This is a genomic window from Bradyrhizobium sp. SZCCHNR1093 (assembly GCF_032381175.1).
Lineage (GTDB): Bacteria > Pseudomonadota > Alphaproteobacteria > Rhizobiales > Xanthobacteraceae > Bradyrhizobium.
The window spans coordinates 234,965-260,757 of the sequence record NZ_JAUHJJ010000003.1 but is presented as its reverse complement, the minus strand read 5'-3'; the positions used below and the strand labels follow the sequence as shown (position 1 = coordinate 260,757).

19 protein-coding genes are annotated in these 25,793 nt (G+C 65.1%); 10 read left to right on the top strand and 9 right to left on the bottom strand.

Going from position 1 to position 25,793, the window contains the following annotated elements; all coding sequences use genetic code 11:
• Window positions 1-30: 30 nt before the first annotated feature.
• A complete protein-coding gene (gene hpnO, locus QX070_RS12225; RefSeq protein WP_315737300.1) occupies window positions 31-1,422 on the bottom strand; it encodes an aminobacteriohopanetriol synthase HpnO in 1,392 nt (463 codons plus the stop codon).
• Window positions 1,423-1,523: 101 nt separating this feature from the next.
• Between hpnO and QX070_RS12220 the strand changes: the two genes are divergently transcribed.
• The gene (locus QX070_RS12220; RefSeq protein WP_409997722.1) at window positions 1,524-2,150 is read left to right on the top strand and encodes a DUF2147 domain-containing protein; all 627 of its coding nucleotides are present in this window, start codon (window positions 1,524-1,526) and stop codon (window positions 2,148-2,150) included.
• A gap of 62 nt (window positions 2,151-2,212) precedes the next feature.
• Here the strand turns inward: QX070_RS12220 and QX070_RS12215 are convergent, their stop codons facing one another.
• Window positions 2,213-4,813, bottom strand: coding sequence for an MMPL family transporter (locus QX070_RS12215; RefSeq protein ID WP_315737298.1), 2,601 nt, complete (start codon window positions 4,811-4,813; stop codon window positions 2,213-2,215).
• 488 nt (window positions 4,814-5,301) lie between these two features.
• Between QX070_RS12215 and ispH the strand changes: the two genes are divergently transcribed.
• Both ispH and hpnH read left to right on the top strand, forming a co-directional pair.
• Window positions 5,302-6,228: a 4-hydroxy-3-methylbut-2-enyl diphosphate reductase gene (ispH, locus tag QX070_RS12210; RefSeq protein ID WP_315714888.1), complete on the top strand. Its 927-nt coding sequence runs from the start codon at window positions 5,302-5,304 to the stop codon at window positions 6,226-6,228.
• 34 nt (window positions 6,229-6,262) lie between these two features.
• Entirely contained in the window at window positions 6,263-7,411 is a 1,149-nt protein-coding gene (gene hpnH, locus QX070_RS12205) for an adenosyl-hopene transferase HpnH (protein ID WP_315714889.1), read from the top strand.
• A gap of 108 nt (window positions 7,412-7,519) precedes the next feature.
• On the opposite strand, the gene QX070_RS12200 is transcribed toward hpnH, so the two are convergent.
• The 5 genes from QX070_RS12200 to QX070_RS12180 all read right to left on the bottom strand — a co-directional run bounded on the left by QX070_RS12200 (window position 7,520) and on the right by QX070_RS12180 (window position 12,054).
• A complete protein-coding gene (locus tag QX070_RS12200; RefSeq protein ID WP_409998094.1) occupies window positions 7,520-8,284 on the bottom strand; it encodes a phosphorylase in 765 nt (254 codons plus the stop codon).
• A 344-nt stretch (window positions 8,285-8,628) separates the two neighbouring features.
• Window positions 8,629-9,879, bottom strand: coding sequence for a hydroxysqualene dehydroxylase HpnE (hpnE, locus tag QX070_RS12195; RefSeq protein ID WP_315737296.1), 1,251 nt, complete (start codon window positions 9,877-9,879; stop codon window positions 8,629-8,631).
• Window positions 9,879-10,718, bottom strand: coding sequence for a presqualene diphosphate synthase HpnD (hpnD, locus tag QX070_RS12190; protein WP_315737295.1), 840 nt, complete (start codon window positions 10,716-10,718; stop codon window positions 9,879-9,881). Before hpnD ends, hpnE begins: the two co-directional genes overlap by 1 nt.
• Window positions 10,715-11,593 carry a squalene synthase HpnC gene (gene hpnC, locus QX070_RS12185; RefSeq protein WP_315737294.1) on the bottom strand — a complete coding sequence of 293 codons (879 nt, stop codon included), beginning with the start codon at window positions 11,591-11,593 and terminating at the stop codon, window positions 10,715-10,717. The genes hpnD and hpnC overlap by 4 nt, the downstream gene beginning before the upstream one ends.
• Window positions 11,594-11,817: 224 nt before the next feature.
• Complete coding sequence (locus tag QX070_RS12180) at window positions 11,818-12,054, bottom strand: hypothetical protein (RefSeq protein ID WP_315714894.1); 237 nt, start codon at window positions 12,052-12,054, stop codon at window positions 11,818-11,820.
• 476 nt (window positions 12,055-12,530) lie between these two features.
• Here QX070_RS12180 and QX070_RS12175 point away from each other — a divergent pair, with 476 nt between their 5' ends.
• Window positions 12,531-13,025: a hypothetical protein gene (locus QX070_RS12175; RefSeq protein ID WP_315737293.1), complete on the top strand. Its 495-nt coding sequence runs from the start codon at window positions 12,531-12,533 to the stop codon at window positions 13,023-13,025.
• A 124-nt stretch (window positions 13,026-13,149) separates the two neighbouring features.
• On the opposite strand, the gene QX070_RS12170 is transcribed toward QX070_RS12175, so the two are convergent.
• Together QX070_RS12170 and QX070_RS12165 are read right to left on the bottom strand one after the other, a co-directional pair.
• Entirely contained in the window at window positions 13,150-15,507 is a 2,358-nt protein-coding gene (locus tag QX070_RS12170) for an efflux RND transporter permease subunit (RefSeq protein WP_315737292.1), read from the bottom strand.
• Between the two features lie 399 nt (window positions 15,508-15,906).
• Window positions 15,907-17,493 carry a B12-binding domain-containing radical SAM protein gene (locus QX070_RS12165; protein ID WP_315737291.1) on the bottom strand — a complete coding sequence of 529 codons (1,587 nt, stop codon included), beginning with the start codon at window positions 17,491-17,493 and terminating at the stop codon, window positions 15,907-15,909.
• 583 nt (window positions 17,494-18,076) lie between these two features.
• Here QX070_RS12165 and QX070_RS12160 point away from each other — a divergent pair.
• The 6 genes from QX070_RS12160 (at window position 18,077) to QX070_RS12135 (ending at window position 25,747) form a co-directional block, all read left to right on the top strand.
• Window positions 18,077-19,813 carry a methyl-accepting chemotaxis protein gene (locus QX070_RS12160; protein ID WP_315737290.1) on the top strand — a complete coding sequence of 579 codons (1,737 nt, stop codon included), beginning with the start codon at window positions 18,077-18,079 and terminating at the stop codon, window positions 19,811-19,813.
• A gap of 89 nt (window positions 19,814-19,902) precedes the next feature.
• Window positions 19,903-20,523: a GTP cyclohydrolase I FolE gene (gene folE / locus QX070_RS12155; protein ID WP_315714899.1), complete on the top strand. Its 621-nt coding sequence runs from the start codon at window positions 19,903-19,905 to the stop codon at window positions 20,521-20,523.
• A gap of 204 nt (window positions 20,524-20,727) precedes the next feature.
• The gene (locus QX070_RS12150) at window positions 20,728-21,273 is read left to right on the top strand and encodes a sigma-70 family RNA polymerase sigma factor (RefSeq protein ID WP_315737289.1); all 546 of its coding nucleotides are present in this window, start codon (window positions 20,728-20,730) and stop codon (window positions 21,271-21,273) included.
• Window positions 21,270-21,920, top strand: a complete 651-nt coding sequence (locus tag QX070_RS12145; RefSeq protein WP_315737288.1) for a ChrR family anti-sigma-E factor — start codon at window positions 21,270-21,272, stop codon at window positions 21,918-21,920. The genes QX070_RS12150 and QX070_RS12145 overlap by 4 nt, the downstream gene beginning before the upstream one ends.
• Before the next feature lie 481 nt (window positions 21,921-22,401).
• Window positions 22,402-23,685: a sodium:proton antiporter NhaD gene (gene nhaD, locus QX070_RS12140; RefSeq protein WP_315737287.1), complete on the top strand. Its 1,284-nt coding sequence runs from the start codon at window positions 22,402-22,404 to the stop codon at window positions 23,683-23,685.
• 55 nt (window positions 23,686-23,740) lie between these two features.
• Window positions 23,741-25,747 (top strand): PQQ-dependent sugar dehydrogenase, encoded by a 2,007-nt coding sequence (locus QX070_RS12135; protein WP_315737286.1) that lies wholly within the window; start codon window positions 23,741-23,743, stop codon window positions 25,745-25,747.
• Window positions 25,748-25,793: the final 46 nt, after the last annotated feature.

Sequence of the window (25,793 nt, the reverse complement as noted above, 5' to 3'; positions counted from 1 at the left end):
GCTACGCGCCTTTGCCCAACCGACGCGACCTCAGGCCGATTTGCGGATCGCGTTGTCGACCAGGGTCTTGCCGAGCGACCAGATCGCGCCGGGGACCTTGTGGCTCTGCGCGATGACGTCGTCGAAGGCGCGCTCGATCCAGGCGCAGTCCTCTTCGGTGATGGTCAGCGGCGGCAGCAGCTTGATCGTGTGCAGGCCATGGCCGGCGACCTGGGTCAGGATCTTGTGATCCTTGAACAGCGGCACCGTGATGAGCTGGCAGAACAGGCCCTTGTTGGCGCTCTCCAGCATGGTCCAGGAGGCCTTGAGGCGCAGCGATTTCGGCGGACCGAACTCGACGCCGATCATCAGTCCCTTGCCGCGCACTTCCTTGAGCAGCTCGTAGCCCGGCACCATCCGCGTCAGCGCCAGCCGCAGCTCGGCGCCGCGCTTGGCGGCGGCCTCGACCAGCTTCTCGGCCTTCATCACCTCGAGCGTGGCAATGCCGGCGGCCATCGCGAGGTCGTTCTTGGCGAAGGTCGAGCCGTGCACCACGGCGCGGTCCATGCGGTTGAAGATCTTGTCGAATATCTGCTTGCGCGTCAGCAGCGCGCCGACCGGGACATGGCCGCCGGACAGCGCCTTCGACAGCAGCACCATGTCGGGCTCGACGTTCCAATGTTCCACCGCCAGGAACCGGCCGGTGCGTCCCATGCCGGTCTGGATCTCGTCGGCGATGAAGATGGTGCCGTATTTCTTGCAGAGCGCGGCGGCGCCGGGCAGGAACTCGTCGGAGGGCATGTTGACGCCCTTGCCCTGGATCGGCTCGACGATGAAGGCTGCGATCTCGCGCGACGACAGCGCCTGCTCGAGCGCGGCAAGATCGTTGAAGGGGATGGCCGTGCAGCCCGGCAGCAGCGGCTCGAAGCCGTTGCGGAAGTTCGAATCATCGGTCAGCGACAGCGCGCCGTAGGTGAGGCCGTGATAGGAGTGCCCGCAATAGACGATACCAGGCCGGCCGGTCGCGCCACGCGCGAATTTGATCGCGGCTTCCACGGTCTCGGCGCCGGAATTGGCAAAGAACACCTTGTCCAGATACGGGACATATTCCAGCAGCCGCTCGGCAAGAACACCCGCCAGGGTCGAGACGTCGAGCTGAACGAGATTCGGCAGATCGCTGTCGAGGACGCTTTTCAGCGCGGCGCGCAGCGTCGGATGATTGCGGCCGATTGCAAAGACGCCAAAACCGCTGAGCAGGTCAAGATAACGGGCCCCATCACGATCGTAGAGATATTGTCCTTGTCCCTTCTGGAACCCAACATCATATCCAATCGTCTTGAGAACGCGGACAAGCTGCTCGTTCAGATGCCGAGAATGCATCGTGCTGCGCTGCGCTTGGCGCTCCACAAACATCTCGGAAACGTCTAGATTGGGTTTTAGCATCGGCTACATACTTCGGTTGATGGACGTGACGTCAACTGAAAACGCGCAATGCGGCGTTTTGCCCTCATTCGCACCATCAAAGCAAGCACGGGTTTCTGCCAATGTTGCATCGCCTTAGATATCTCATGTCGACGACACTAGCATACTCTGCAGTCGTGTTCGCAGCAGGAATTTCTTCCGCGCTCGCGGCCGACCCCACCGGCGACTGGCGGGTCGCCGACGGCGTCGCGAACATCCGAGTCGCACAATGCAATGGCAGCATGTGGGGCGTCGTGGCCTGGGAGAAGACCCCGGGCGGACGCGACAGCAACAACCCCGATCCGGCCCGCCAGAGCCGTCCGACGCTCGGCATGCCGATCCTGATCGACATGAAGAAGAAGCCCGGCGCAGACGCGTGGGAAGGCCAAGTCTACAACGCCAAGGATGGGCAGCTCTACAGCTCGACCATCACGCCGATCGATCCCGATCACCTGGAGATCAAGGGCTGCGTGCTCGGCTTCCTGTGCGGCGGCGAGACCTGGACGCGGGTCGCTCCGCCGATCCCATCGAGCCCCGTGAACAGCATGGCTAAAGGTACACAGAAACCAATCGCGCCAGCCCCTGCCCCGGCGGCCAAAACGACGACCGGCGTCGGCAGTGGCGCAACCGCATTGGCCAAGCCGGGACAAAAGCCCGCGGACCAGGTCGGCGATATCTGCCTGCTGCCCGATATCGCGCGCGCCCGTTAATTGGCGTCCGTCACCCGAACAAAAAAGCGGCCGAGAGATCGGCCGCTTTTTCTATTCCGGGATCACGAGCCCTCTTGCTCCTTGATCTCGCGAGGCTTGCCCATCAGCGCCGGCTGGAACAGCAGCACGGCCGCGAGCGTGGTGACCAGCGACAGCGCCAGCAGCTTGCCCATGCTGGACGTTCCGGGATGGCTCGACAGCCACAGGCTGCCGAACGCGGTCGCCGTCGTCAGCGCGCTGAAGAAGATCGCCCGGGTCAGGCTAGTCTGCAGCAGGTTGGTGCGGCCGCCGCGCCACGCCACCACGTAGTAGATCTTGAACGCGACGCCAATGCCAAGCAGGAGCGGCAGGGCGACGATGTTGGCGAAGTTCAGCGGCAGCTTGATCAGCACGCAGATCTCCAACGTCACGGCGCCTGCGACCAGCAGCGGCACGATCGTCATCAGCACGTCGGTGAAGCGCTTCAAGGTCACCCACAACAGGAGGCTGATCACGACCAGCGAGTAGATGCCGGCGTGGATGAATGCCTTCACGATCGTGTCACCTGACTTCAGGATCGACACCGGCCCGCCGATCGCATTGGGCTCGGCCGCCAGCACCGCGTTGGCAAATCGCCTGAGATTGTCGTTGTCATTCGGATCCCCCTTCGGCTGCGCCTCGACCCGAATCAATCCGTCCTTGCTCTTCCACTGCGACACCAGCTCCGGTGGCAGGTTCGCGAGGCTGACGGGCTGCGCCTGCAGGGTGGCGCTGAGCTGCGCCAGCGTGATCTTCCACGGCTCGACGAACACCGCCTGCGCCTTGTTGCGCACCGCTTCGCTGGCGCCCGCGAGCCTGGCAAGCGCGTCGGCGAGCCGCCGCGACGCGACCGCGCCCAGCCCACTGCTCTCGCCCGCGGTGCGCCGGAGATTGTCGACGGTCGAGTTCAGGGCGTCGACATTCTCCTTGTCGCTCGGCGCCGCATCGATCTGGTCCGGATTGAGTGCAGGCCCCAGCACCTTCGCGCCCTGCGCGATCAGCTTCAGCTTGGCCGGCTGGTCCTCGGGCACGAAGCTGTCGAGCGACATCACGCGCGCCACCTCGGGCAGCTTCTCGAGCTTGGCCTCGATCGCCTTGGCCTCGGTCTCGGAGCGCGTCAGCACGTCGATCGCGTTGGCGCCCGTGTTCGGATCCTTTCGCAGGTCGAGATAGGTCGCGATCGACTCGGCGCGCGGATTGCGCAGGTTCATCGGGTTGAAGTCGAACTTCATGTAGTAGAGCAGCGGCAGGCCGGCGACGACCAGGCCGAGGGTGCCGACGATGATCGGCACGCGGTGCTTCTCGAGGAAATGATCGACCGGCGCCAGGAAGGCGTAGCCGACCGGCTCCTTCTCGCCGGGCGGATTGAGAATCCTTAGCAAGGCCGGCAGCACCGTGATCGACGACAGGAACGCGATGATCATGCCCGCGCCGGCGATGGCACCGAGCTCGGAGATGCCCTTGTAGTCGGTCGGCAGGAAGCACAGGAAACCGGCAGCCGTCGCCATCGCCGCAAGCGACAGCGGCACGGCGGAGCGACGCGCAGCTTCCGCCAGCGCCTCAGGCAGATTGTCGTTCTTGAAGCGCTCGGAACGGTAGCGCACGCTGAACTGGATGCCGAAATCGACGCCCAGGCCGATGAACAGCACGGCGAACGCGACCGACAACAGATTCAAGGAGCCGACCATCATCAGGCCAACGGCCGTGGTGAGGGCGAGGCCGATGAACAGGTTGATGAACACGGCCGAGATGATCTTGGCCGAATGCAGCGCCAGCCACAGGATGATCAGCACGACGACCACGGTGCCGATGCCGTTGACGACGGCGCCCTCCTGCACGGTGGCGTATTCCTCGTTGGCGATCGGCACCGGCCCGGTCAGCCGCACGCGCGCATGAAAACGGTTCGGGAAATCGAGCTCGACCGCGGCCTGCCGGATCGCATCGGTGGCGGCCTTGCCCGGCTCGAGCGCCTGGTAGTCGAGGATCGGCTTGAATTGGATGAAGGCGCGCTTGTCACTGTCTTCGAGCGGCTTGTCGGAGATCAACTGGCGCCAGGAGAAGGTCGCATCGCCCTTGTCGAGCACGGTCTCGACGGTCTGGGAGATGTAGTCGAACGGCCGCGCGACGTTGTCGAGCTTGACTTGCCCGCGCTTGACGCCGGCAAGGCCGGTCTCCAGCGCACCGGTCAGGCCGCGGATCGAGGGGTCCCCGGCCATGATCTCGACCAGCGGCGCCGCCGCCGCGAACTGGTCCGTGAGCTGCTTGACCTCCTCGGTCGGCAGGAACAGCAGGCCGTTCCTGGCGAAGAACTCGCCGCCGCCGAGCAGCTCGACCGATGAGAAGTTCGCGGTGTCGCCCTTGAGCTTCTTGGCGAGCGCATCGGCCGCCACACCTGTCATCTCGGGCGTCGCCGCTTCGACCACCGCCAGGATCATCCGATCGCGATCGAACGCCTGCTCGTACTGCTGGTCGCGCTTGCGCCAGTCGAGCTCGGGCGAAATCAGCTTGTTGATGTCGGTATTGATGGAGAAATGACGCGCCGTATAGAAGCCCGCGCCTACGGAGAGCAGCAGGGCCGCAATCAATGTCGGCCAGGCAAACCGGGTGCAGGCCTTGACGATCGAGACGACAAACGTGGTCAGCACTTCGTGACTTTCTAATGTTTAGAGAGCTGGGCGGAAACGTCCGCTTCATGGCGGAGTTCCCCGATCAGGGCGAGCCCCGGACGCACACATCCTGAGCGGCGCCCCGACCCGGCCTGGCCCAACCTTTGAAGACGAGGATGGTCCCTCGACGGCGGATCAGGTCGAACGATGCACGGAACCGTCGGGGCGGCTGATATAGCGGCTGTTCTCGGCGGTAAAGTGACGAACGAGTGAGAGCATAACCAACTCAATTAATTGATCTAATTTATAATTACTAAATTACCTGCGGCCTGTCGCGGGCTGTGTGCGACGGGTCACATGCGAGCGACTTGCAGACTGGCTTTCCTCTTCGCTCGATTTTTGACACAAAGCCCTGCGCTTCCATCGGTGTGGCGGGCAATTGGGGCATTCGCTGGTGCGAATATTGCAGCCCCGTCGCACGCACGGAGGTGCCGGGTCGAAAGTGAGGCAACGTGGCTGGACGTCCCATGCAGGTGTATCTCGCGCAGCCGCGCGGTTTTTGTGCTGGAGTCGTGCGTGCGATCGAGATCGTCGAGCGCGCGCTGGAGAAGTATGGCCCGCCGGTCTATGTGCGTCATGAGATCGTCCACAACAAGCACGTGGTGGAGAGCCTGAAGGCCAAGGGCGCCATCTTCGTCGAGGACCTCTCCGAGGTGCCGCCGCGCGCCGTCACCGTGTTCAGCGCCCACGGCGTTGCCCGGACGGTCGAGGAGGAAGCGGCCGCCCGCGGGCTGCCGGTGCTCAATGCCACCTGCCCGCTGGTGACCAAGGTCCACAACCAGGGCAAGCGCTACATGTCCAAGGGCCGTACCCTGGTACTGATCGGCCATGCCGGTCATCCGGAGGTCGAGGGAACCATGGGTCAGGTTCCCGGCCCGGTCCACCTCGTGCAGAACGTGGCCGATGTGGCCACCCTGCCCCTGCCGGTCGATACCCCGCTGGCCTATATTACCCAGACCACGCTCAGCGTGGACGACACCAGGGACATCATTTTAGCCCTTCAAGCCCGCTTTACAGACCTTCAAGGTCCCGATATCCGGGATATCTGCTATGCGACACAGAACCGGCAATCTGCGGTAAGGGACTTAAGCAAGCTGGTGGACGTCATCCTGGTGGTGGGCGCCGCCAACAGCTCCAACTCGAACAGACTGCGCGAGATCGGCACCGAGGCCGGGGTCGCAAGCTATCTGATCGCTGATGGCAGCGAGCTCGATCCGGTTTGGCTGAAGGACGCCAAGGCCGTCGGCATCACCGCCGGCGCCTCGGCCCCCGAAGTCCTCGTCGACGACGTCATCGAAGCCCTGCGGCGCATCGGACCGGTTGAGGTCGCGGTGGTCCCGGGGCGGGAAGAAAACATCGAATTCCGCCTGCCGGCCGAGCTGGTCGCGGGCTGATCGGTCCTCGTTTGGTCCAGAAAGAAGAGACGTAATGGCAATCCCCTTCCATAAGGAACTGCGTATCGGGGCCTATCTGATGAAGCAGAAGCTTCTCGGCCGGAAACGCTATCCGCTCGTGCTGATGCTGGAGCCGCTGTTTCGCTGCAACCTGGCGTGCGCCGGCTGCGGCAAGATCGACTATCCCGACGCGATCCTCAACCGCCGCATGAGCGCGCAGGAGTGCTGGGACGCGGCCGACGAATGCGGTGCGCCGATGGTGGCGATCCCCGGCGGCGAGCCGCTGATCCACAAGGAGATCGGCGAGATCGTGCGCGGCCTGGTCGCCCGCAAGAAGTTCGTCTCGCTCTGCACCAACGCGCTGCTGCTGGAGAAGAAGCTCGATCTGTTCGAGCCCTCCCCCTACCTCTTCTTCTCGGTGCATCTCGACGGCCTGCGCGAGCATCACGATAAGGCGGTCTCGCAGAAGGGCGTGTTCGACCGCGCCGTCTCCGCGATCAAGGCCGCCAAGGCGCGCGGCTTCACCGTCAACGTCAACGCCACGGTGTTCGACGGCCATCCCGCCGAGGAGATCGCCAAGTTCCTGGACTTCACGACCGAGCTCGGCGTCGGCGTGACCATGTCGCCCGGCTATGCCTATGAGCGCGCGCCGGACCAGGAGCACTTCCTCAACCGCACCAAGACCAAGCAGCTGTTCCGCGACGTCTTCAAGCTCGGCAAGGGCAAGAAGTGGAATTTCATGCATTCCGGTCTGTTCCTCGACTTCCTGGCCGGCAACCAGGAGTTCGAGTGCACCCCCTGGGGCATGCCTGCGCGCAACATCTTCGGCTGGCAGAAGCCCTGCTATCTGCTCGGCGAAGGCTACACCAAGACCTTCAAGGAGCTGATGGAGACCACCGACTGGGACTCCTACGGCACCGGCAAGTACGAGAAGTGCGCCGACTGCATGGCGCATTGCGGCTACGAGGCGACCGCCGCCAATGCGGCGCTGACCAACCCGATCAAGGCGATGTTCGTGTCGCTGCGCGGCATCAAGACCGAGGGTCCGATGGCGCCGGAGATCGATCTCTCCAAGCAGCGCCCGGCGCAGTACGTGTTCTCGTCGGAGGTGCAAAAGCGCCTCTCCGAGATCCGTCACGACGAGGCGATCGAGGCGCAGCAGAAGGCCTCGACGGCCGCCTGATCTTCACGGCTCTGATCAATCAAAAGGCCGCCGAGTGATCGGCGGCCTTTTTCATTGAACTGATCTCTGGATCGGGATGGACGCTACGCTCCGTGATGAGCAAACGGCTCACGCCTCGGCAGCGGCCAGCGTTTCGGTCTCGAGGAAATGCTCAGCTGCCAGCATGCCGCTCAGCAGCAGGTCGCGGGCGCCGCGCAGCGAGCGCAGGGCGCGATTGAACTCGATGCCCGTCGACACCAGGCCGCGCAGCACGGCCGGATTGCGGGCGACGCCGCGCAGGATCATCGGCAGGTCGATGTCGCCGTTCGGCTTGATGGCGTCCTTGGCGAGCGACGGGAGGGTGCGATGGGCGGGATCGGAGATCACCCGCAGCGCCGCGAACGGCAGCCCATACTCGGCGGCATAGGCGGCGGCGATGTGGCTCTCCATGTCGACCGCGGCCGCCCCGGTCTTCATGCGCAGCGCCGCCTTTCGGGCCTGGGCCACGACAACCTCCTCGGCCCCGGCGAGCACGCCGCGCACGACGCGGCGCTTCTTCAGGGCGGCGCGGGCGATGTGCTCCTCACGCAGCGACAGTCCGGACAACCAGCGCGCGTCGCCCGCGGTCACCTCGGTGGCGACGACGATGTCGCCGGCCTTGAGGCTGGGATCGAGGCCACCGGCCACGCCAAAGCTGACGACGCCGCGGATCGAGGTCGGATCGAACACGGTGAGCAGCGAGCGCAACTGCCTGGGGTCGCTCGAGCTGCAGATCACCATCATGCCGGGCCCGGCAGCAATCCGGGCCTCCTGCACCAAGCCCGTCACGACCAAGACCGGCCGCGGATCAATCGGGCGATCCGCGGACGTATCGTCCCCCATCCCCAACTTCACAATCCGACCCCTGACACCTTCTCGGACGTCGCGTGATCCGACGTCTCCGTCTCTTGTTCCAAAGCCTCAGCCACGGCGGCGCCAGAGCGGAAAGGCCTTAACAAACCGAGGATTACGCAGAAAAAATCCGCGAGGAAACCCCGTTTGCGCCGCACTGCACCCGTACCCGATGCGTTTTTTGCCTGGTGTTGCCATTTGGCCCCGCCGATCCCTGTTCCGCCCTGGAACAAATTGCGCCGGCGCCACCAGGCGTGGAACTTTAAGCAAGAACTACGCCACGAAAATGTGAGACTCGCGGCGCGGGCGGCATGACGGCGCGGCCAGATTCGGCTGCCCTGCGCCGGTCAGCCGTGCCCGAGCAGGAGATTCGCAGCGCGGTCGCCGGAGCGGACGGAGCCCTCGATGGTTGCCGGCAGGCCGGTATCGGTCCAGTCCCCGGCCAGAGCGAGATTGCCGAACGCCGTCTTCGCTCCGGGTCGGAGCGCGTTCTGCTCCGGCGTCGCCTCGAAGGTGGCGCGACGCTCGCGCACGATCTGCCACGGCGGCAGCTCCGCCTTGATCCCGGCGGCCTTGCAGACGTCGGCCCAGATCGCGGCGGCGAGCTCCTCGCGCTGAATGTCGACCAGCCGATCGCCATTGCTGATGGTGACCGAGAGCCGCTGCGGGAAGGCGAACAGCCATTCGACCAGGCCGCCGACCACCCCGAGCAGAGCTGGTGCATCGCGCGGCGGCGTGATGCGGAAATGGGCATTGACGATGGCGCGATATTTCGTCGGCCCCGTGAGCCCCGGCAGCAGGGCCATCGCCGGCCGCGGCGGCACGGCGAGCACCACGACGTCGGACGGACCGAGCGCGACGGTTTCATCGCCGCCGAACCTGAGCCCGGTGACGCGACCACCCGCATCGTCGAGGCCACGCAGCTCGCGGCCGATCCGGACGCTGCCGCCCTTGCCTTCCAGGAATTTCACGGCCGGATCGATCAGCACGCCCGACAGGCCATCGCGCGCGATCAGCGGCCGGCAGGCCTGGCCGCCGGCGAGCAAGGTCTCGCGGACGATGGCGCCGGCAAGCCCCGCCGAGCCTTCCGGCGGATCGCAGTTCAGTGCCGCGAGCAGCAGCGGCTGCACCAGGCGGTCGTACAGCGTGCCCTTGCAGGGAATCGTGCTGCCGATCGTCTTGGACGTACCGGCCCAGATCAGCGGCGACAGCGCGAGGTAGTCGCCGAGCTTGGTATCCGGCACGCGGCGACCCTCGTCGAACACCCACAGCGGCAGGCGGCCGTTGCCGAGATCGAGCAGCCAGCGCTGGCCGCTCCGGATGTCGACGAAGGCGAACTGCGCCTTCTCCGGCCCGACCAGCCCCGCTTCCGAGCCGATCGCGCGGGCATAGGACAGCACGTGATGATTGGCCGACAGCAGCAAATGGTTGCCGTTGTCGATCACCAGGTCGGTCGCGGCGTCGTAATAGGACCGGCAGCGGCCGCCGAGCTGCTGCGTGGCCTCGTGGACGTGCACGATGTAGCCCGCATTGGCGAGCCGCACGCCGGCGGAAAGGCCGGACACGCCGGCGCCGATGATGTGAGCGGTCTTTTGCATCAGATGATTGCGTAACGGAGGATGATGCCGATCTTCGTGAGCTTGCTCACGCGGACGGGCTCGCGCGGCAGCGCGAAGCCACGTTCGAGCAGGAGGTCGAACACGGCGCGGTAGTATTTCGACATGATGCGCGGCGCACGCACGGCACGCCGGCGGTTGCGCCGCATGATCTCGTCGGCCTTCTCGAAATGCGTCTTCGCCCTGACGGCAACCGAGTTGCAGACCTTGGGCAGCGCTCGCTCCTGCGTCACCTTGGCCGGATCATCGCCGGTGATTCCGGCGAACAGCAACGCCTCGCGCGGCAGATAGAGCCGGCCGATGGCCGCGTCCTCGTCGATGTCGCGCAGGATGTTGGTGAGCTGCAGCGCGCGGCCGAGATGGTGGGCCAGCAGGATGCCGTCCTCCTCGGGCATGCCGAAGATGCGCACCGAGAGGCGGCCGACCGCGCTCGCGACCCGGTCGCAATAAAGGTCCAGCGTGGCGAGATCGGGCGCGCGGATCTCCTGCGGCACGTCCATCTCCATGCCGTCGATGATGGCGAGGAAATCCTCCCGCTTCAGGCCGAACGTCTTCACCGCGGCGACGTAGTCGTGCAGCCGCGGCGGCGGGTTACCCTGGTAGAGCGCGTCGATGTCGTCGCGCCATTTCTGCAGCGCCGCCAGCCGCTCGGGCCGCGGCCCGTCGGAATCGGCGATGTCGTCGACCTCGCGGCAGAAGCTGTAAACCTGGAACATCGCATCGCGCTGGGCGCGCGGCAGGATGCGCATGGCGGCATAGAACGAGCTGCCGGACGCCGCCGTGCCGTGATCGATATTGTCTGCGGTCGCCTCGAGGGTCATGCGCCGGCTGCCGATTTGGTGGCGGGATGACGCCCGGCCACGCGGCGGCCGATCTCGCCCATCACCGACGTGAAGGTGAGACCAAGCATGCCGACGGGCGACAGGTGCACGCGCTCACTCAGTGGATCGCGCACCTTCAGCAGCGCCACGATACGGTCAGCGAAAGCCTGGATCACGGCGATCTCCAGTCCGAAACGGAAATCCTTGACGCCGCTGTTGAGGTCCCTGCCCTCATCGAGCAGCGCCGCGTTACGCACCGCGAGCTTCTGCAGGCAGGCCAGCAGTTGCGGCGGCGATCTGGACTCGCCGAGCATCTCGACGGTGGCGCCGGCTTCCGCCAGCGCATCGCGCGGCAGGTACACGCGGTTGAGCGCCTTGTAGTCCTTGCCGCAGTCCTGCAGGTGGTTGTTGATCTGCAGCCCGGCGCAGATCGCGTCCGAGGCCGGCCAGGTCGCGGTGGACTCGCCGTGCACATCGAGCATGAAGCGGCCGACCGGCATCGCCGAGTAGCGGCAGTAGTGGATGACCTCGTCCCAGTTCTCGTAACGCAGCTTGGTCACGTCCATCCGGAAGGCAACCAGCAGATCGAGCGCATGCCGGGGCGGCATGCCGCGTTCGGCGAGCGCCCGGCGCAGGCTGACGGCGACATCCTGGGTCTCGCCGGTCCCGGTCAGCTCGGCTTCGAGCAGATCGAGCAGCCGCAGCTTCTCCTCGCCCGGCAGGCTCGGATGATCGGCGATGTCGTCGGCGGTTCGCACGAAATTGTAGAAGGCGAGGATCAGCGCCCGGTGCTCTGGACGGATGATCCAGGAGGCCACCGGAAAGTTCTCGTCCCGGTGTGTCTTGCCGGATCGCAAATCGCTCGCGGTGGTCATGGACGAAACAGCTATCAGGTTGAAAGGGCGCTACCGAAAACAATGCCCGCCGCTTCGCTCATGCGAACGGATTGCTCGCCCCCATATAGGCGAAGATCCAGCCAAAACCAATGCAATCGATGTCGGGCAGCCCATAGGATCGAACCGCCGCCCCTTCCCTGAGGGGCGGGCCGGCGGTCGTTAACCAAAAGAGTTCGGAAACAACCGTTCCGAACGGCAACCGCTTACTGGTTGTGGGTCTTCAGCACCTGATCGCAGGCCGGGCTGATCTTGGGGCGGTTCTCCTTCAGGCACGCAAGGATCGTGAAGTCACCCTGATCGATGACGGCACGGCAGAACTTCTGAACGTCACGCGTGCAGGCCGCCTGCTCTTCGGGCGTGCCGCCGCGGCCTTGCGCGAACGCGCCGGTGGAAACGGACACCGACGACAGCAGGGAAAGTGCCAGGAAAATCTTACGCATCGTGTTCCTTCATTTTGACAGCAGAGGAGACCTCCCGGATCGCCGATGCTGCCCGGGAAACACCTGTTTGGTTTGGCAAGGACCGCAAGCCCCCCAGCGCCGGAGGTACGCTGCCAAATGCGGCCAAATTTGCGCCCTATGATCCCGAGCGGATCAAGCTCGGAGATCACAGCTTTGGCACAAACAAGGCGTTGATACTAGGGCGTTATTCTCGGAACACGTTTTTCGCATTTGGCTGTTGCAAGCATGCCGCGCGGACCGTTAGATGCAGCGCCGTCGAGGCGGCTTGCGTGCAGCCGTCTTGCGAGGACGACCATTCGGCGCCGACCCGTCGCACGGTGTCGGCGGGCATCATGGCATCCGGTCGCAGCGCCCGACCGGCCGTCATTTGAACCTAACCTTCGGCGAGAACACCAAGTGTTCGAAGCGGCGGCGTACGCCGACACAGCGGTGTCATTTTGGATGGGAAACTCGATATGAAACTGTTCGGCTCACCTTTCTCTGGGCGCGTCGTCAAGGCCGCCGGTCTCGGAGCGGCATTGTTCGTGGCGGCGACCGCGGTTCAGGCTCAGTCGGGCCCGTTCGCCGGCTTCGACGGGTCGTGGTCGGGCAACGGTACGGTCGCGCTGTCCGACGGCACCACCGAGCGCATCCGCTGCAAGGCCAGCTACAAGGTGGCCGGCGCCAATCTGAAGCAGAGTCTGCAATGCGCCAGCGACAGCTACAAGTTCCTCCTGACCAGTGACGTCACCAGCCAGGGCGATCGCATCTCCGGCAACTGGAGCGAATCCAGCCGCAACGTGAACGGCGAGCTGCAGGGCACCGCCGGCAACGGCCAGATCGACGTGTTCGTGCAGGCCGCCGGCTTTGCCGCCAGCATCACCCTGAGGACCAGCGGCAACAAGCAGGTCGTGCAGATCTCCTCCAAGGGCGAGATCCGCGGCGTCAACATCACGATGTCGAAGACCTGAACGGTCGCGACATCGTCAGCAACGGAATGCGCGAACGGCCCTGACGACGTCAGGGCCGTTTTGTTTTTTCGCCCGCGTCGTACGCGGGCGATGACAGTGTTGGATTGGGCTTAGATCACGCCCCTCACACCGGCTTGCGCTTCAGCTTCTGCGACAGGTTGATCAGGAACATCGCGGTCGGGCGGAGGATGAAGAGGTCGGCGAACAGCGCCGCCACCATCGAGAACGCGCTGAGCCAGCCGAACAGCCGCAGCGACGGCAGATCCGAGAACACGGTGACGACGAGGCCGCAGGCCAGCACCACCGTGGTGAGGATCAGCGCCGGTCCGACCAGCACGGTGGCACGCTCCACCGCGACCGCGGCGCTGACGCCGGGCGCACTCTCCATCCGCAGCCGGTTCAGGAAGTGGATGGTGGCCGACAGGCCGAGGCCGAAGGAGACCGTGAGCGCCACCACGCTGGCAAATTGCAGCCCCTCCCCCATCGCCCACAACAACGTCCCGGACATCACCACCGGGAAGATGCCGGGCAGGATGCAGGCGAGCATCACCACCCAGGAGCGGAAGGCGAGCCCGATGAACATCGCCACCAGCGCGAACTCGATGGTGAGCCCGTGATTGAGCTTCTGGATCATGCTGGCGGAGTTGCGCGCGGCGATGGCGGCTAGGCCGGTGACCGCGATCTCAAAGCCGGGGTGCTTCTTCCTGACCGTGTCGAGCTCATGATCAAGCTTGTCGACCACCGGCAGCAGCTGGCTGGAATCCAGATCGGGAACGCGGCCGGCGACCACCACCGCATCCTGCTCCTTGTCGATGAAGCGGCGCACCAGATGCTCGGGGATCAGATTGACGTATTCCTGCAGCGTCGTCGTATCGGACGAGCCGGCCTTCTCGGCCAGCCAGCGCCTGAGCGTCTCGACCGACCAGACGTTGCCGACACCGGCAGTCTTCTCGACGGTGGCATGGACGTCGGCGATGGTCTGCAACGTCTCCGGCGCATAGAGCGAGGCGCCCTTGGGAAACTGGACCAGCACATTGACCGGATTGGCGCCGGTGAGCTTGGCATCGAGCCGGTTGCTCGCCGCCACTGCCTGGCGCTTGTCCGGCACCTGGTCGGCGAGCCGGTAGCGCGGCTCCAGGCTCGCATAGACCACCGCGAGCGAGCCGACGAACACCACCGCGATCAGGCTGAACAGGCCGGGACGACCGACCATGCGCACCGCGATCCAGTAGCAGAAATTGCGCAGCGCCTGCACGCCGGCATCGGCCCCCTGGAATTTGACCGCGAACGTCTTCTCGTTGCGCACCAGCAGCACGCCGAACACCGGCACCAGCGACAGCACCGCGACCAGCGCGATGATGGTGGCGGCAAGCCCCGCCTCGCCGAACTTGCGGATCAGGTCGCTGTCGGAGAACTGCAGGGCGATGAAGGAAATGCCGGCGGTGGCGTGGGTCAGCACGCAAGCCGGGCCGACGACCAGCACGGCGTTCTTGAACGCCGTCACCTTGTCCTGCCCTGCGATCAGGCGGTCGCGGGCGGCGAAGGTGAGCTGCATCGAATCGGAGAAGCTGATGACCATGATGAGCGGCGTCATCACGTTCAGGAACATGTTGAGATTGAAATTGGCCCAGCCGAGCGCGCCGAGCGCGAGCATGATCGCGATCAGCGGCGGAAACGCCGCCGCGATCATGAAGGAGACCTTGCGGAAGAAGATGATGGCGATGATGCAGCCGGCGAGAATGCCGAGAATGTTGTAGGTCAGCCCGTCACGTTCCACCGCGTTGCGGATCTCGAGCTGCATGACCGGCACGCCGGAAAGCTGGACATTCAGGCCGGTGTCGGCGAGGTTCTCCGCCATCAGCTTCCGGATGTCGCCCACCACCTTCCCGAGATCGTTCGAGGCCACCACCTTGGGCTCGAGCGACAGCACGATCAGGGCGAGCGTGCCGTCCTCCGACAACAGCTTGCCGCGGATGATCTCGTTGGACTTCACCGTTTCGATGAACTTGTCGTAGGCCTCGCCCTCCGGCAGATCCGACGGAAACAGCGCCGCCGGAAGCTTGCCGGGCGCCGGCGCCTGACGGGCCGAGAACAGCGACACCAGGCCACGGGTGCCCTCGACCAGTTGCAGGTCGGTCACGAAGTCACGCAGCTTCTCGAGGTTCTGACGGGCCAGCAAGGTCTTGCCCTCGACCACGACGAGGACGTCGAATTCCTCGGCCGGGAACTTCTTCGTCACCTCCTCGTACTGGTGGAATTCCTTGCTGTCGGAGCGAAACAGCTGGCTGAGCGAATCGTCGATCTGGATCCGCTTGATGCCGAACACCGCCGCCACGATCAGGACGAGCAGGACGACGCAGGAGAAGATCGGCGCCTTGACCGCGAGGAGGCCGAGCCGCTCGATGCCGAAAGCGATGCTGTCGGCCGGCCGGTGCTCGACCTTCTCGACATGGACTTCGTTGTCGTGCCTGACTTCCAGCATGCGGTGTCCAGTGGTTGGGGGCGGCCTAATTCGGAAGGCCTGAGCGCATAGGGCAGAAATAAGGCCGCTCAGCGAAGCAGAGATGACCGCATTGTGGCCCGCAGCCGAAGCTAATCCTTGAAAACACGTGACAATTCGTCGAGGCCGGGTCTAGCAGGGTTCACTCCCCGGCCGCAACCATGCCCGGCCACACAAGACGGCGAGCCGGCATGGCTTCCGATCACGCCACGATTCTGCCGTGCTTGAAAAGAGCGTGGACGACCCGGACGGACGCGGGGCTCAAAAACCTGAACGACTCAAGGGACCGGTATCCGATCCGACCGAGCCGTCCCTTGCCCGGGGCAGGCCGCGGCCGGTGCTGGCGAGCACCACTCGCCGCCCCTGTCCCAGAGAGGACCGTCACCCTGCGGGAAGGGCGGCCTCGCGCAGCCGGATCGAGTAGTTCGACGCGTTCTGATTCCCGCGCGAGGCGGCGCGCGCAAACATGATGAGGTGATGCGCGATCAGCGCCACGGCGATGAAATTCTCGATCTCGCCTCGCTTCAGCTGGCTCCAGGCAAAGCGCCAGAACGGCCGCTTGTAGTCGCCGAGCACGCCCACCTTCCAGAAGATCTTGCCCATCATGACCAGGCCGCGCCTGATGTTCGGCCAGCTCTTCATCTCGTCGCTGACCGGCACCTTGATGCGGTTGGCGTAGGTGGTGTCGCATTGGTGCTTGTAGCGTGCGAGCAGCCGCTCCGGCTCATAGGCCACCTCCATGCAGCGCCGCCACGCCGTGACCACTTCGTCATAGGGCATCAGGAATTTCACGTTGGAGTCGCGGCCGTCATCGTGGACCAGCCTGCCCTCGCGCTCGAGGCGATCCCACAGCGGCGTCTTCGGCAGCGCCTGCAGCAGATTGATCGTGAGCAGCGGGATCCGGCTCTCCGCGACGAACTGCAGCAGCGCGTCCGCGGTCTGCGGCGTATCGGTGTCCAGCCCCATGATGATACCGGAGACGACCTCCATGCCATAGCCGTTGATGGTCCTGATCCCCTCCAGGATCGGCACCATCATGTTGTGGTCCTTGTGCATCGCCGTCAGCGCATCCGGGTCGGGCGTCTCGATGCCGCAGAAGATCGTGATGAAATAGGCCTCACGCATCTTCTCCAGGATCTCGGGCCGCTTGGCGATGTTGAGCGTGGCCTCGCAGGCGAGCCGCATCACATAGCCGGTGCGCTTCTGCCATTCGATCAGATGCGGCAGCAGGTCCATCGCCGCCTTGCGGTTGCCGATGAAATTGTCGTCGACGAAATAGACCGAGCCGGTGACGCCGCATTCCCTAAGCTTGTCGAGCTCGGCGATGATCTGCTGCGGCGACTTGATGCGCGGGTTGCGTCCATAGAGGCCGGGGATGTCGCAGAACTCGCACTGATAGGGGCAGCCGCTGGAATACTGGATACTGCCGAGAAAGTACTTCTTCACCTCGGCGAGCTCATAGGCCGGCACCGGGAAATCGGTCATCGCCACCCGCTCGTCGGTCCGCAGCACGACCTGCTGCGCAGGCCGCGACGGATCCCGCGCCAGCCGCGCGATCAGCTCGTCGGTGGCATCGCCGAGCTCGCCGACATGCAGATAGTCGAAGCTCGGATAGTAGTCCGGACAGGCGCTGACGGAGGGGCCGCCCAGCGCGACCGGCAGGTCGAACGCATGCGCCCTCTGGCAGATGTCGTTCATCTGCTGACGCTGGATGTGCATTCCGCTGACGAACACCGCTTCGGCCCAGGAGAAATCCTCGTCCTGCGCCGGGCGGATGTTCTCATCGATGAAGCGCACCTGCCAGGAACTTGGAAGATAGGCCGCGATCAGCAGCAGCCCCTGCGGCGGCATGAAGGCCTGGACGCCGTCGGTGAGCGGATAGGCATGCTCGAAGGTTCCGAACGACGAGGTGTAGCGCGGAAACACACAGAGAATGCGACGTACCGTTTCGATGCCCTCGAATCTCATCGACTGCCCCTCGCGACAACCCGCTAACTGGTTACCTTACGGCCGAAGACAAGGCTTCGCCACCCCTTCCGGAAAAGTTGAGTGCGATCGAGCCTTCCGCTCCTGTCGCAGGGCGCAACGTCCCCGCCGCATGCCGGATGCTCGCGCCGTCTGGCCTGATCAGACGCGACCCGACGAGGCGACCTGATCCGATGCATCGCAATGCGGATGGCGGAATGCGAAGGGCGATCTAAAGTTCCAATCAGATGGATCATTGATCGATCGAGCGCAACGACCGTTCCCGGCCGGTTTCCGATCGGCGAACCAATTGGGGAGCGCGTGCGCGGCCGGCCACCGGTTGCAATGCATTTGCAGGGGAACGAGGGGCCTCGAAATGGCGCATGCCCTCCGTAGTCAACCGGATGCCCCGGCGCCCGCCCCTGCTGCGGAGCACCAACTAATCGATTGAAACGCCAAGCGAAGTACGCGGGGGTTGCATAATACTGACGGCGTCAACTTAACGCTTTCTCCATGAAGGTTTTGCATAACTATTAACAATCAAGCGCCCCCTGCGTCGTAGCAAAAACTCGCGGTATCTCACCTCATGACCTCACGCCCGACGTCAACGAATACGGCCACGCGCCAATCCATCGCAGTCAAGCTCTATGCAATCTTCGCGTTGTTTGCGCTATTGACCGCCGCAATCACCTGGCTGTCCGACTACAACTCGCGGCGGGCCACGGAGCTCATCAAGGCCATCGAGACGGCCAATCTCGCCGCTCACAACGTTCAGCTGGTCAACGGCCTCGTCTATGCCGTCGTCATGGAGTCGCGCGGCGTCTATATGTCGACCGACCCCGCCGTCGTGAAACAATACGGCAACGGCTTGCTCAAGTTCAATGCCGACATCCTGAAGGTCGTCGACAAGTGGCAGGCGATCGTACAGGCCGACGACGCCCAGCAATTCGCAACATTCAAGAAGCGGATCGAGCAATTCGTCGAATTCCGCGCCGAACTGGTCCGCCGCGCCAATGAAATCAGCCCGGCCGCGGGACGCGAGTGGGGCGACAACGACGCCAATCGCTCCGTGCGCAAGGCGCTCAACACGGATCTCGAGGCGCTGTCCAAAGTCTATGTCGAGCGCGCAGGAAAGATCGCCGAGGAAACGGCGCTGAACAACAAGCTCTCGCTCGTGCTGACCGGCCTTGGCGGCTTGATGTTGGTTCTGGTCGCAGCCGGCGTGGTGATCATCGCTCGCTCGATCGCTCGGCCGCTGTCTCAGATCACCGATACGATCCGCCGGGTCGCCACCGGCGCCGAGAACGTCGAAGTGCCGTATGCCGGGCGCGCCGACGAGGTCGGCGAGCTCGCTCGCGCCATCGGCGTGTTCCAGCAGGCGATGGCCCATAACCGCGACCTCAATGTCCAGGTCTCGCAGGACTCCGAAATCCGCGAAGCCCGGGCCCGCCACATCGAGACCGCGGTCGAGGAATTTCGCACCGCGATCGGCAGCGTGATGCGGACCGTCACCGAGAACGCCGCCGCGATGCGCCAAACCGCCGAGATGATCACGCGGCTGACGGCCGATGCCAACGAGCGCGCGGTCACCGCCGCCGGCGCGACGTCGCAGGCGTCGACCAACGTCTCCGCCGTCGCGAGCGCCGCCGAGGAATTGTCGACGTCCGTCGAGGAGATCGGCCGGCAGATCCGGCAGTCGGCCGGCGCCGTCGAGCAGACCGGCCAACGCACCGAGAAGTCGGTCACGGAGATTGAGGGCCTTGCCGCCGCCACCCAGCGCATCGACGGCGTGCTGACCCTGATCCAGACCATCGCCGAGCAAACCAATCTCCTCGCTCTGAATGCGACCATCGAGGCCGCCCGCGCCGGCGAGGCCGGCCGTGGTTTTGCCGTGGTCGCGCATGAGGTCAAGGCGCTGGCCGGGCAGACGGCCAAGGCGACCGAGGAGATCAGCCAGAACGTCGGCCTGATCCAGGCCTCGACCAAGACCGCGGTCGACGCGGTCCGCGAGATCGGCCAGGCGGTCCGCGGCATCAACGAGATCACCTCGAACATCTCCAATGCGATCCAGCAGCAGGACCAGGCGACGCGGGAGATCTCGGCCAACGCGCAGTCGACCGCCCAGGGCAATCAGACGCTGGTCATGAACATCGGCTCGCTCCGCGACGCCATCAGTGAGACCTCGACGGCCGCCGCCTCCGTCCTGTCGGCGTCCGGCGACCTCAACGCCACCGCGCAGACGCTCGCCAACGAGGTCGAGAAGTTCTTCCAGAACCTGCGCTCGGGTCCCTCCGCGGAGATGCGGCTGCGCAAGGCGAGCTGACGGCGGCGAGCCATCGGTCGCGGAAATCGCCCCGCAAGACGTGATCCGTTCCGATATCGGAACCGTTTCTTGGTTTTTGGAGAGCCCTCGTGCGCCAGACAGCCAAGAAACTTCCGTTCGCCTGCGACCCGGTTGCGGTCACCCAGGATGACGTCGAGGACGCCATCCGCACCATCCTGACCTGGATCGGCGAGGACCCGTCACGCGAGGGTCTCTCCGAGACCCCGGCCCGCGTCGCGCGGGCCTACAAGAGCTATTTTTCCGGCTATGAGCAGAACCCCGAGGAGTATCTGCGCAAGACGTTCGAGGAGACCGCCGGCTACGACGAGATGGTGCTGTTGCGGAACATCCCGTTCCAGAGCCATTGCGAGCACCACATGGCGCCGATCATCGGCCGCGCCTGGGTCGGCTACGTGCCGCGCAACCGCGTCGTCGGCATTTCCAAGCTCGCCCGGGTCGTCGAGGCCTATGCCAGCCGCCTGCAGATCCAGGAGCGCATGACGGCCGAGATCGCCAACATCATCGACGAGGTGCTGCAGCCGCAGGGCGTGGCGGTCGTGATCAAGGCAGCCCATCACTGCATCAGCTCGCGCGGCGTCAAGAAGCACGGCGTCGATCTCACCACCAGCCGCATGCTCGGCTGCTTCCGCACCGACCCGATGAGCCGCCAGGAGTTCCTGGCGATGGTCAATTCCGACCTGAAGGATTGAGGGTCCGGAAAATCCTCGGCCCGCTGTGATCCAGCCGTCCATGATCCACGTTATCCGGGATCAAGCATGCGTGCCGGGGACCATGACCACGCGATGAGAGCGGCTGGATTAGCGCAATGGAACGTGGCATCGTCCCGGCAGAAATTTGCACGGGCGTTCGGTGCCCGTACCAGGGTGAATGTGAGCAGAGGGCCGAAGGCGACTGTGGACTGGGCTGAATTGATCGGACGCGTCGCCGCGCGCGGCGACCGCGAGGCGTTCAAGGCCCTGTTCGCGCATTTTGCGCCCCGCATCAAAGGCTTCCTCATCAAAACCGGCTGCAACGCCGACGACGCTGAGGAAATCGCCCAATCCACCATGGTGGCGGTGTGGACGAAGGCGGGGCAATTCGATCCGTCGACGGCCGGCGCGGCCGCCTGGATCTTCACGATCGCGCGCAACCAGCGGATCGACGCCGCGCGCAAGGCCGCCCGCGACGGCCGGCTGAGCAGGGAAGTAGTGCGCGACGAGGAGGCCGATCCGACGCTCGCGGCCGACCAGATCGTCTCGCGTGTCGAAGATGCCACGCGGGTGGCGGCCGCGATCGAAAGATTATCGGTGGAGCAATCCACCGTGATCCGCCTGTCGTTCGTTGAAGAACGACCGCATTCGGAAATCGCGGCGGTGCTCGGCCTGCCGCTGGGTACGGTAAAGTCACGAATCAGACTGGCGATGAATCGCCTGAGAGACCTGTTGGACGACGCGACATGACGATCAGCCACCACCCGCCGGAAGACCTGCTGGCCGACTTCGCCACTGGTGCGCTCGACGAGGCCGAGCGGCTGGTCGTCGGTGTCCATGTCGCCGATTGCGGCCGATGCCAGCGCTTCGTGCGCGCCATCGAGCAGCTCGCCGGCGCCTCGCTGGACGCGGCCGAGCCGGTCGCGACGGGCGCGGATGCTTTCGATGCCGTGATGGCCCGCATCGATCGACGCCCGCAGGCGGCGCCGCAGGTGAGCGAGGTCGCCGAGCACGATCCCGAGCTCGCGGACCTGCCCGAGATGGTCAAGCGCTGCAAGATCGGCAAGCGCCGGCGCGTCGCGCCCGGCATCAGCATGCGCCCGATCCTGCTGCCGGGCACCGGCAAATCGCGCGCCTTCCTGCTGCGCTCGGAGCCAGGGGCGCGGATGCTGGAGCATACGCATTCCGGCAATGAGCTGACCTGCGTGCTGAAGGGCAGCTTCAGCCATCTCGGCGGCTATTACGGACCCGGCGACTTCGACTATGGCGACGACGAGGTCGACCATCGTCCGGTGGTCGGTGACGAGGGCCCCTGCCTCTGCCTCGTCGCCATGACCGGCGACCTGCGCATGCACGGCCTGCTCGGCCGCCTCATCAGCCCGTTCGTCCGGCTCTGAATTCCTCCGCCGTCCTTGTGAGCGCAGCGAATTAATCCAGGGCGACGCGAAAGGCCTGGATTGCTTCGTCGCTTTGCTCCCTCGCAACGATGACCGCAAGCATTCGGGTGATCCGCATCGGACTCTGACCCGCTCTCAGGAAGCGCATGGAGGAGACAGATGCGGTCAACAAGCGCGGATCAGCGGATCAGAAGGGTTACGTCGGGCATCTCAGCAGACTTCTGGCCCGTGCCGGACGCAACGATGAGCAAGCTTTTGCCGAGCTCCATGCTGCAACGATCTTGAAGATGCGGAAGACCGTGCGCGCCGCAGCGCGGACGAGATCCGCGCCATCCGCAGCCACGCCGACGCGATCGCGTCGGCCGTGGTGTAGGACCCGACGCGGTTTCGGTCCCCTGCTTGCTGGCGGACCGCCGATCGGTCATATCTGGGGCGGTTCCACGCTGCCCATGCCGAGATTCATGACCGGAAATCCCCCGCGATGACCGCTGCCATCGTCGCCGTCTTCACGCTCGCCTATGCCGTGGTGGCGCTGGAGCACCCGTTCCGGATCAACAAGGCGGCCACCGCCCTGGTCGGTGCCGGCCTGATGTGGACCATTTACGCCGTCATGGGCGGGACCGCGCCGGCGGTCGCGACCGAGCTCAACGAGTCCGTGGCCTCGACCGCCCAGATCATCTTCTTCCTGATCGGCGCGATGACCATCGTCGAGGTCATCGACGCCCATAACGGCTTCGAGGTCGTGACCTCGCTGATCGGCACCCGCAACCAGGTCACCCTGGTCTGGCTGGTCGGCTTCGTCACCTTCTTTCTCAGCGCCATGCTCGACAACCTCACCACCGCGATCGTGATGGTGTCGCTGATGAAGAAGCTGTCCGGCCACGATGAGGACCGCCTGGTCTTCGCATCGATCATCGTCATCGCCGCCAATGCCGGCGGCGCCTGGTCGGCGATCGGCGACGTCACCACCACCATGCTGTGGATCGGCGGCCAGATCACGCCGCTCGCGATCATGAAGTCGGTCTTCATCCCCTCGCTCTTGAACCTGCTGGTCCCGCTCGCCGTCGTCAGCTTCACCCTGCGCGGCAAGCAGCTCGTGCCGCCGGCGAGCGCCGGCCTCGCCTCGATCAGCCCGATCCTGCCGTTCGAGCGCAATTTGATCTTCTTCATGGGCCTTGGCATCCTGGTCGCCGTGCCGGTGTTCAAGGCGGTGACCCACCTGCCGCCGTTCATGGGCATCCTGTTCGGCCTTGGCCTCTTGTGGATGGTCGGTGAGATCGTCCATCGCGAGAAGGCCTCCGAGCAGAAGCAGCGCCTGACCCTGGTGCATGCGCTGACCCGGATCGACATGCCCTCGATCGTGTTCTTCATCGGCATCCTGCTGGCAGTCGCCGCGCTCGAGCACACCCACATCCTCGAGGCGCTGGCGCAATGGCTCGACCGTACCGTCGGCCGGCTCGATCTGATCGTGATCGTGCTCGGGCTCGCCAGCGCCGTGATCGACAACGTGCCGCTGGTCGCGGCGTCGATGGGCATGTACAGCCTGAGCCAGTTTCCGCCCGACAGTTTTCTGTGGGAGTTCGTCGCCTATTGCGCCGGCACCGGCGGCTCGATCCTGATCATCGGCTCGGCGGCCGGCGTCGCCGCGATGGGGCTCGAGAACATCCACTTCTTCTGGTACGTGCGCCGCATCAGCGGCATCGCCTTGCTTGGCTATTTTGCCGGCGCCGCCGCCTACGTCATCCAATACAATCTGCTTCATTGATCGGGACCAACGCATGAGATGGTCGTGGCACAGTCTTGCAGCCGTCGCGACTGCCATGCTCATCGGCATCGGAGCTGGCCGCGCCGACGACGCGACGATCCGCAGCGGCTACGCGCTCGGCCCGGCCAGTTGCGGCGACGGCGCCCTCGCCTTTCCGCGCCTCCAGATCGACATGAAGCCGGGCTTCTGCGCCGGCCTCGTCGCCAGCCGCGACGACGGCCTGAGATTTCCGCGCGGCATCGTGCAGATCCCCGGCCATCGGCTGTTCGTGATCGCGGACATGGGCGGCTGGGGCCATGACGACGGCCGGCTGCTGATCCTCGATCCCGCGGCGCCGGCCGGCCAGCGCCTCCGCGAGGCGATCACGCGGCTGTCCTATCCGTTCGGGCTTGCGGCCGGTCCCGACGGCAAGATCTACGCCGCTACCGATACGTCGATCTTCCGCTTCGAGCCGCTCGCGAGCAATCCGAAAGCAACGATCGAGACCATCATCCGCGACCTGCCGGGACGCCGCCTCACGCTGCCCGACGGCACGCGCCTATCGGAAAGTGCGCATCCGCTGAAGGCATTCGCCTTCGACCGCACCGGACGGCTGTTCGTCAACATCGGCTCGCCCAGCGACAACTGCCTGTCGCAGGCGCCGATCACGCAGCCCTGCGCCGCCGGTGAAGGCACCTCGGCGCTCGCCGCGATCTGGCTGTTCACGCCACCGGCCGGCGGCGTCTTTGCGGCGCTGAAATCCGGCGATCCGTCGCCGCCGCACGAGGTCTACGCGCGCGGCCTGCGCAACTCGATGGCGCTGGCTTTGCATCCGCGTTTTCCCGATCCCGGCACCGCCTTCCTGCAGGGCGAGAACGCGCGCGATCTGCAGGACGTGTTCGCACCCAACGAGGAGATCAATGCGATCGAGCAAGGACGCCATTACGGCTGGCCCTATTGCACTGATCTCGCGACGCCGAGCCCGGAGTTCAAGCGCGTGCTGCAATCCGGCGCTCTCAGAAACTTCTGCAATGAGACCGCGCTCTACAAGCAGCCCTGGTCGCTGCTGCCGCCGCATGGCGCGCCGCTCGGCATGCTCTACTACACGGGCGATCGCTTCGACGAGTTGAAAGGCAGGCTGCTGGTCGGCCTGCACGGCTACCGGCCGACCGGCAGCCGGCTGCTCGCCTATGAGGTCGATGAGCGTGGCTTCCCGAAAGTGAGCCCGGCGCCGGTGCGCTATCATGTGAGCTGCGCCGCCGAGCCGACCCGCGCTTTCCAGACCGCAGCCGGTCCCGCGCCGGCCGCGGCGTTCGACGAGATCATCACCGGCTGGCATCGCGTCAACGGCATCCGGCCGCAAGGTGCGCCGGTCGGCATGACCGTGGCCGACGACGGCGCGATCTGGCTGGTGGAGGACAAGAACCAGACCGTGATCCGGATCGACCACACGGACGAGGCTGCACCCGAGCCGTTGCCTTGCGACACGAGAAGCGATCAACTGATCGACCGGCTGGCCGCCTTGGTGCTGGACGATGCTGCCGGGCGCGCGCGGTTGGCGATGGTGCGCAAGAACCTCATCGAGAAACACTGTCGCGGTTGCCATTCGGATTTCGGCCTCGAGGCCGGACAATCCGATCGAGACAAGGACCTCGCGGTGCTGCGCTTCATGCTGGCCCAGGACGGCTGGATCTATCCCGGCGATCCCGAAGCCGGCCGGCTGCGTCAGCGATTGCGCGGGTTGGGTGCCGAGCGGCAGATGCCGCCCGGGGCCGACCTGATCAAGACGGAACCAGGCTATGCGAAACTGCTTGATGTGGCCGACGACCTCGTCGCGCGCCTGGTTCCAGGCACGCGGATGCGGGTCAAAGCGGGTGGCCCGCCGCACCGCAAGTTCTTCGCCGCGGACGGCCGCGAATGCGGCGACATTCCGTTCGGCAAGATCGTCGTGGTGACCGAGAGGTCTGCCGTCAATAAGCCCGGCTTCAGCCGTTTCTTCCGGCCAGCCGACACCTATCTCAACGGCACCTGCACGGACGACGATGGCTATTACATCCAACAGCAGTTTCTGGTGCCGCTCTGACGGACGCGACGAGATGATCCCTGGGATGAGCAAAGCAACTGCCACA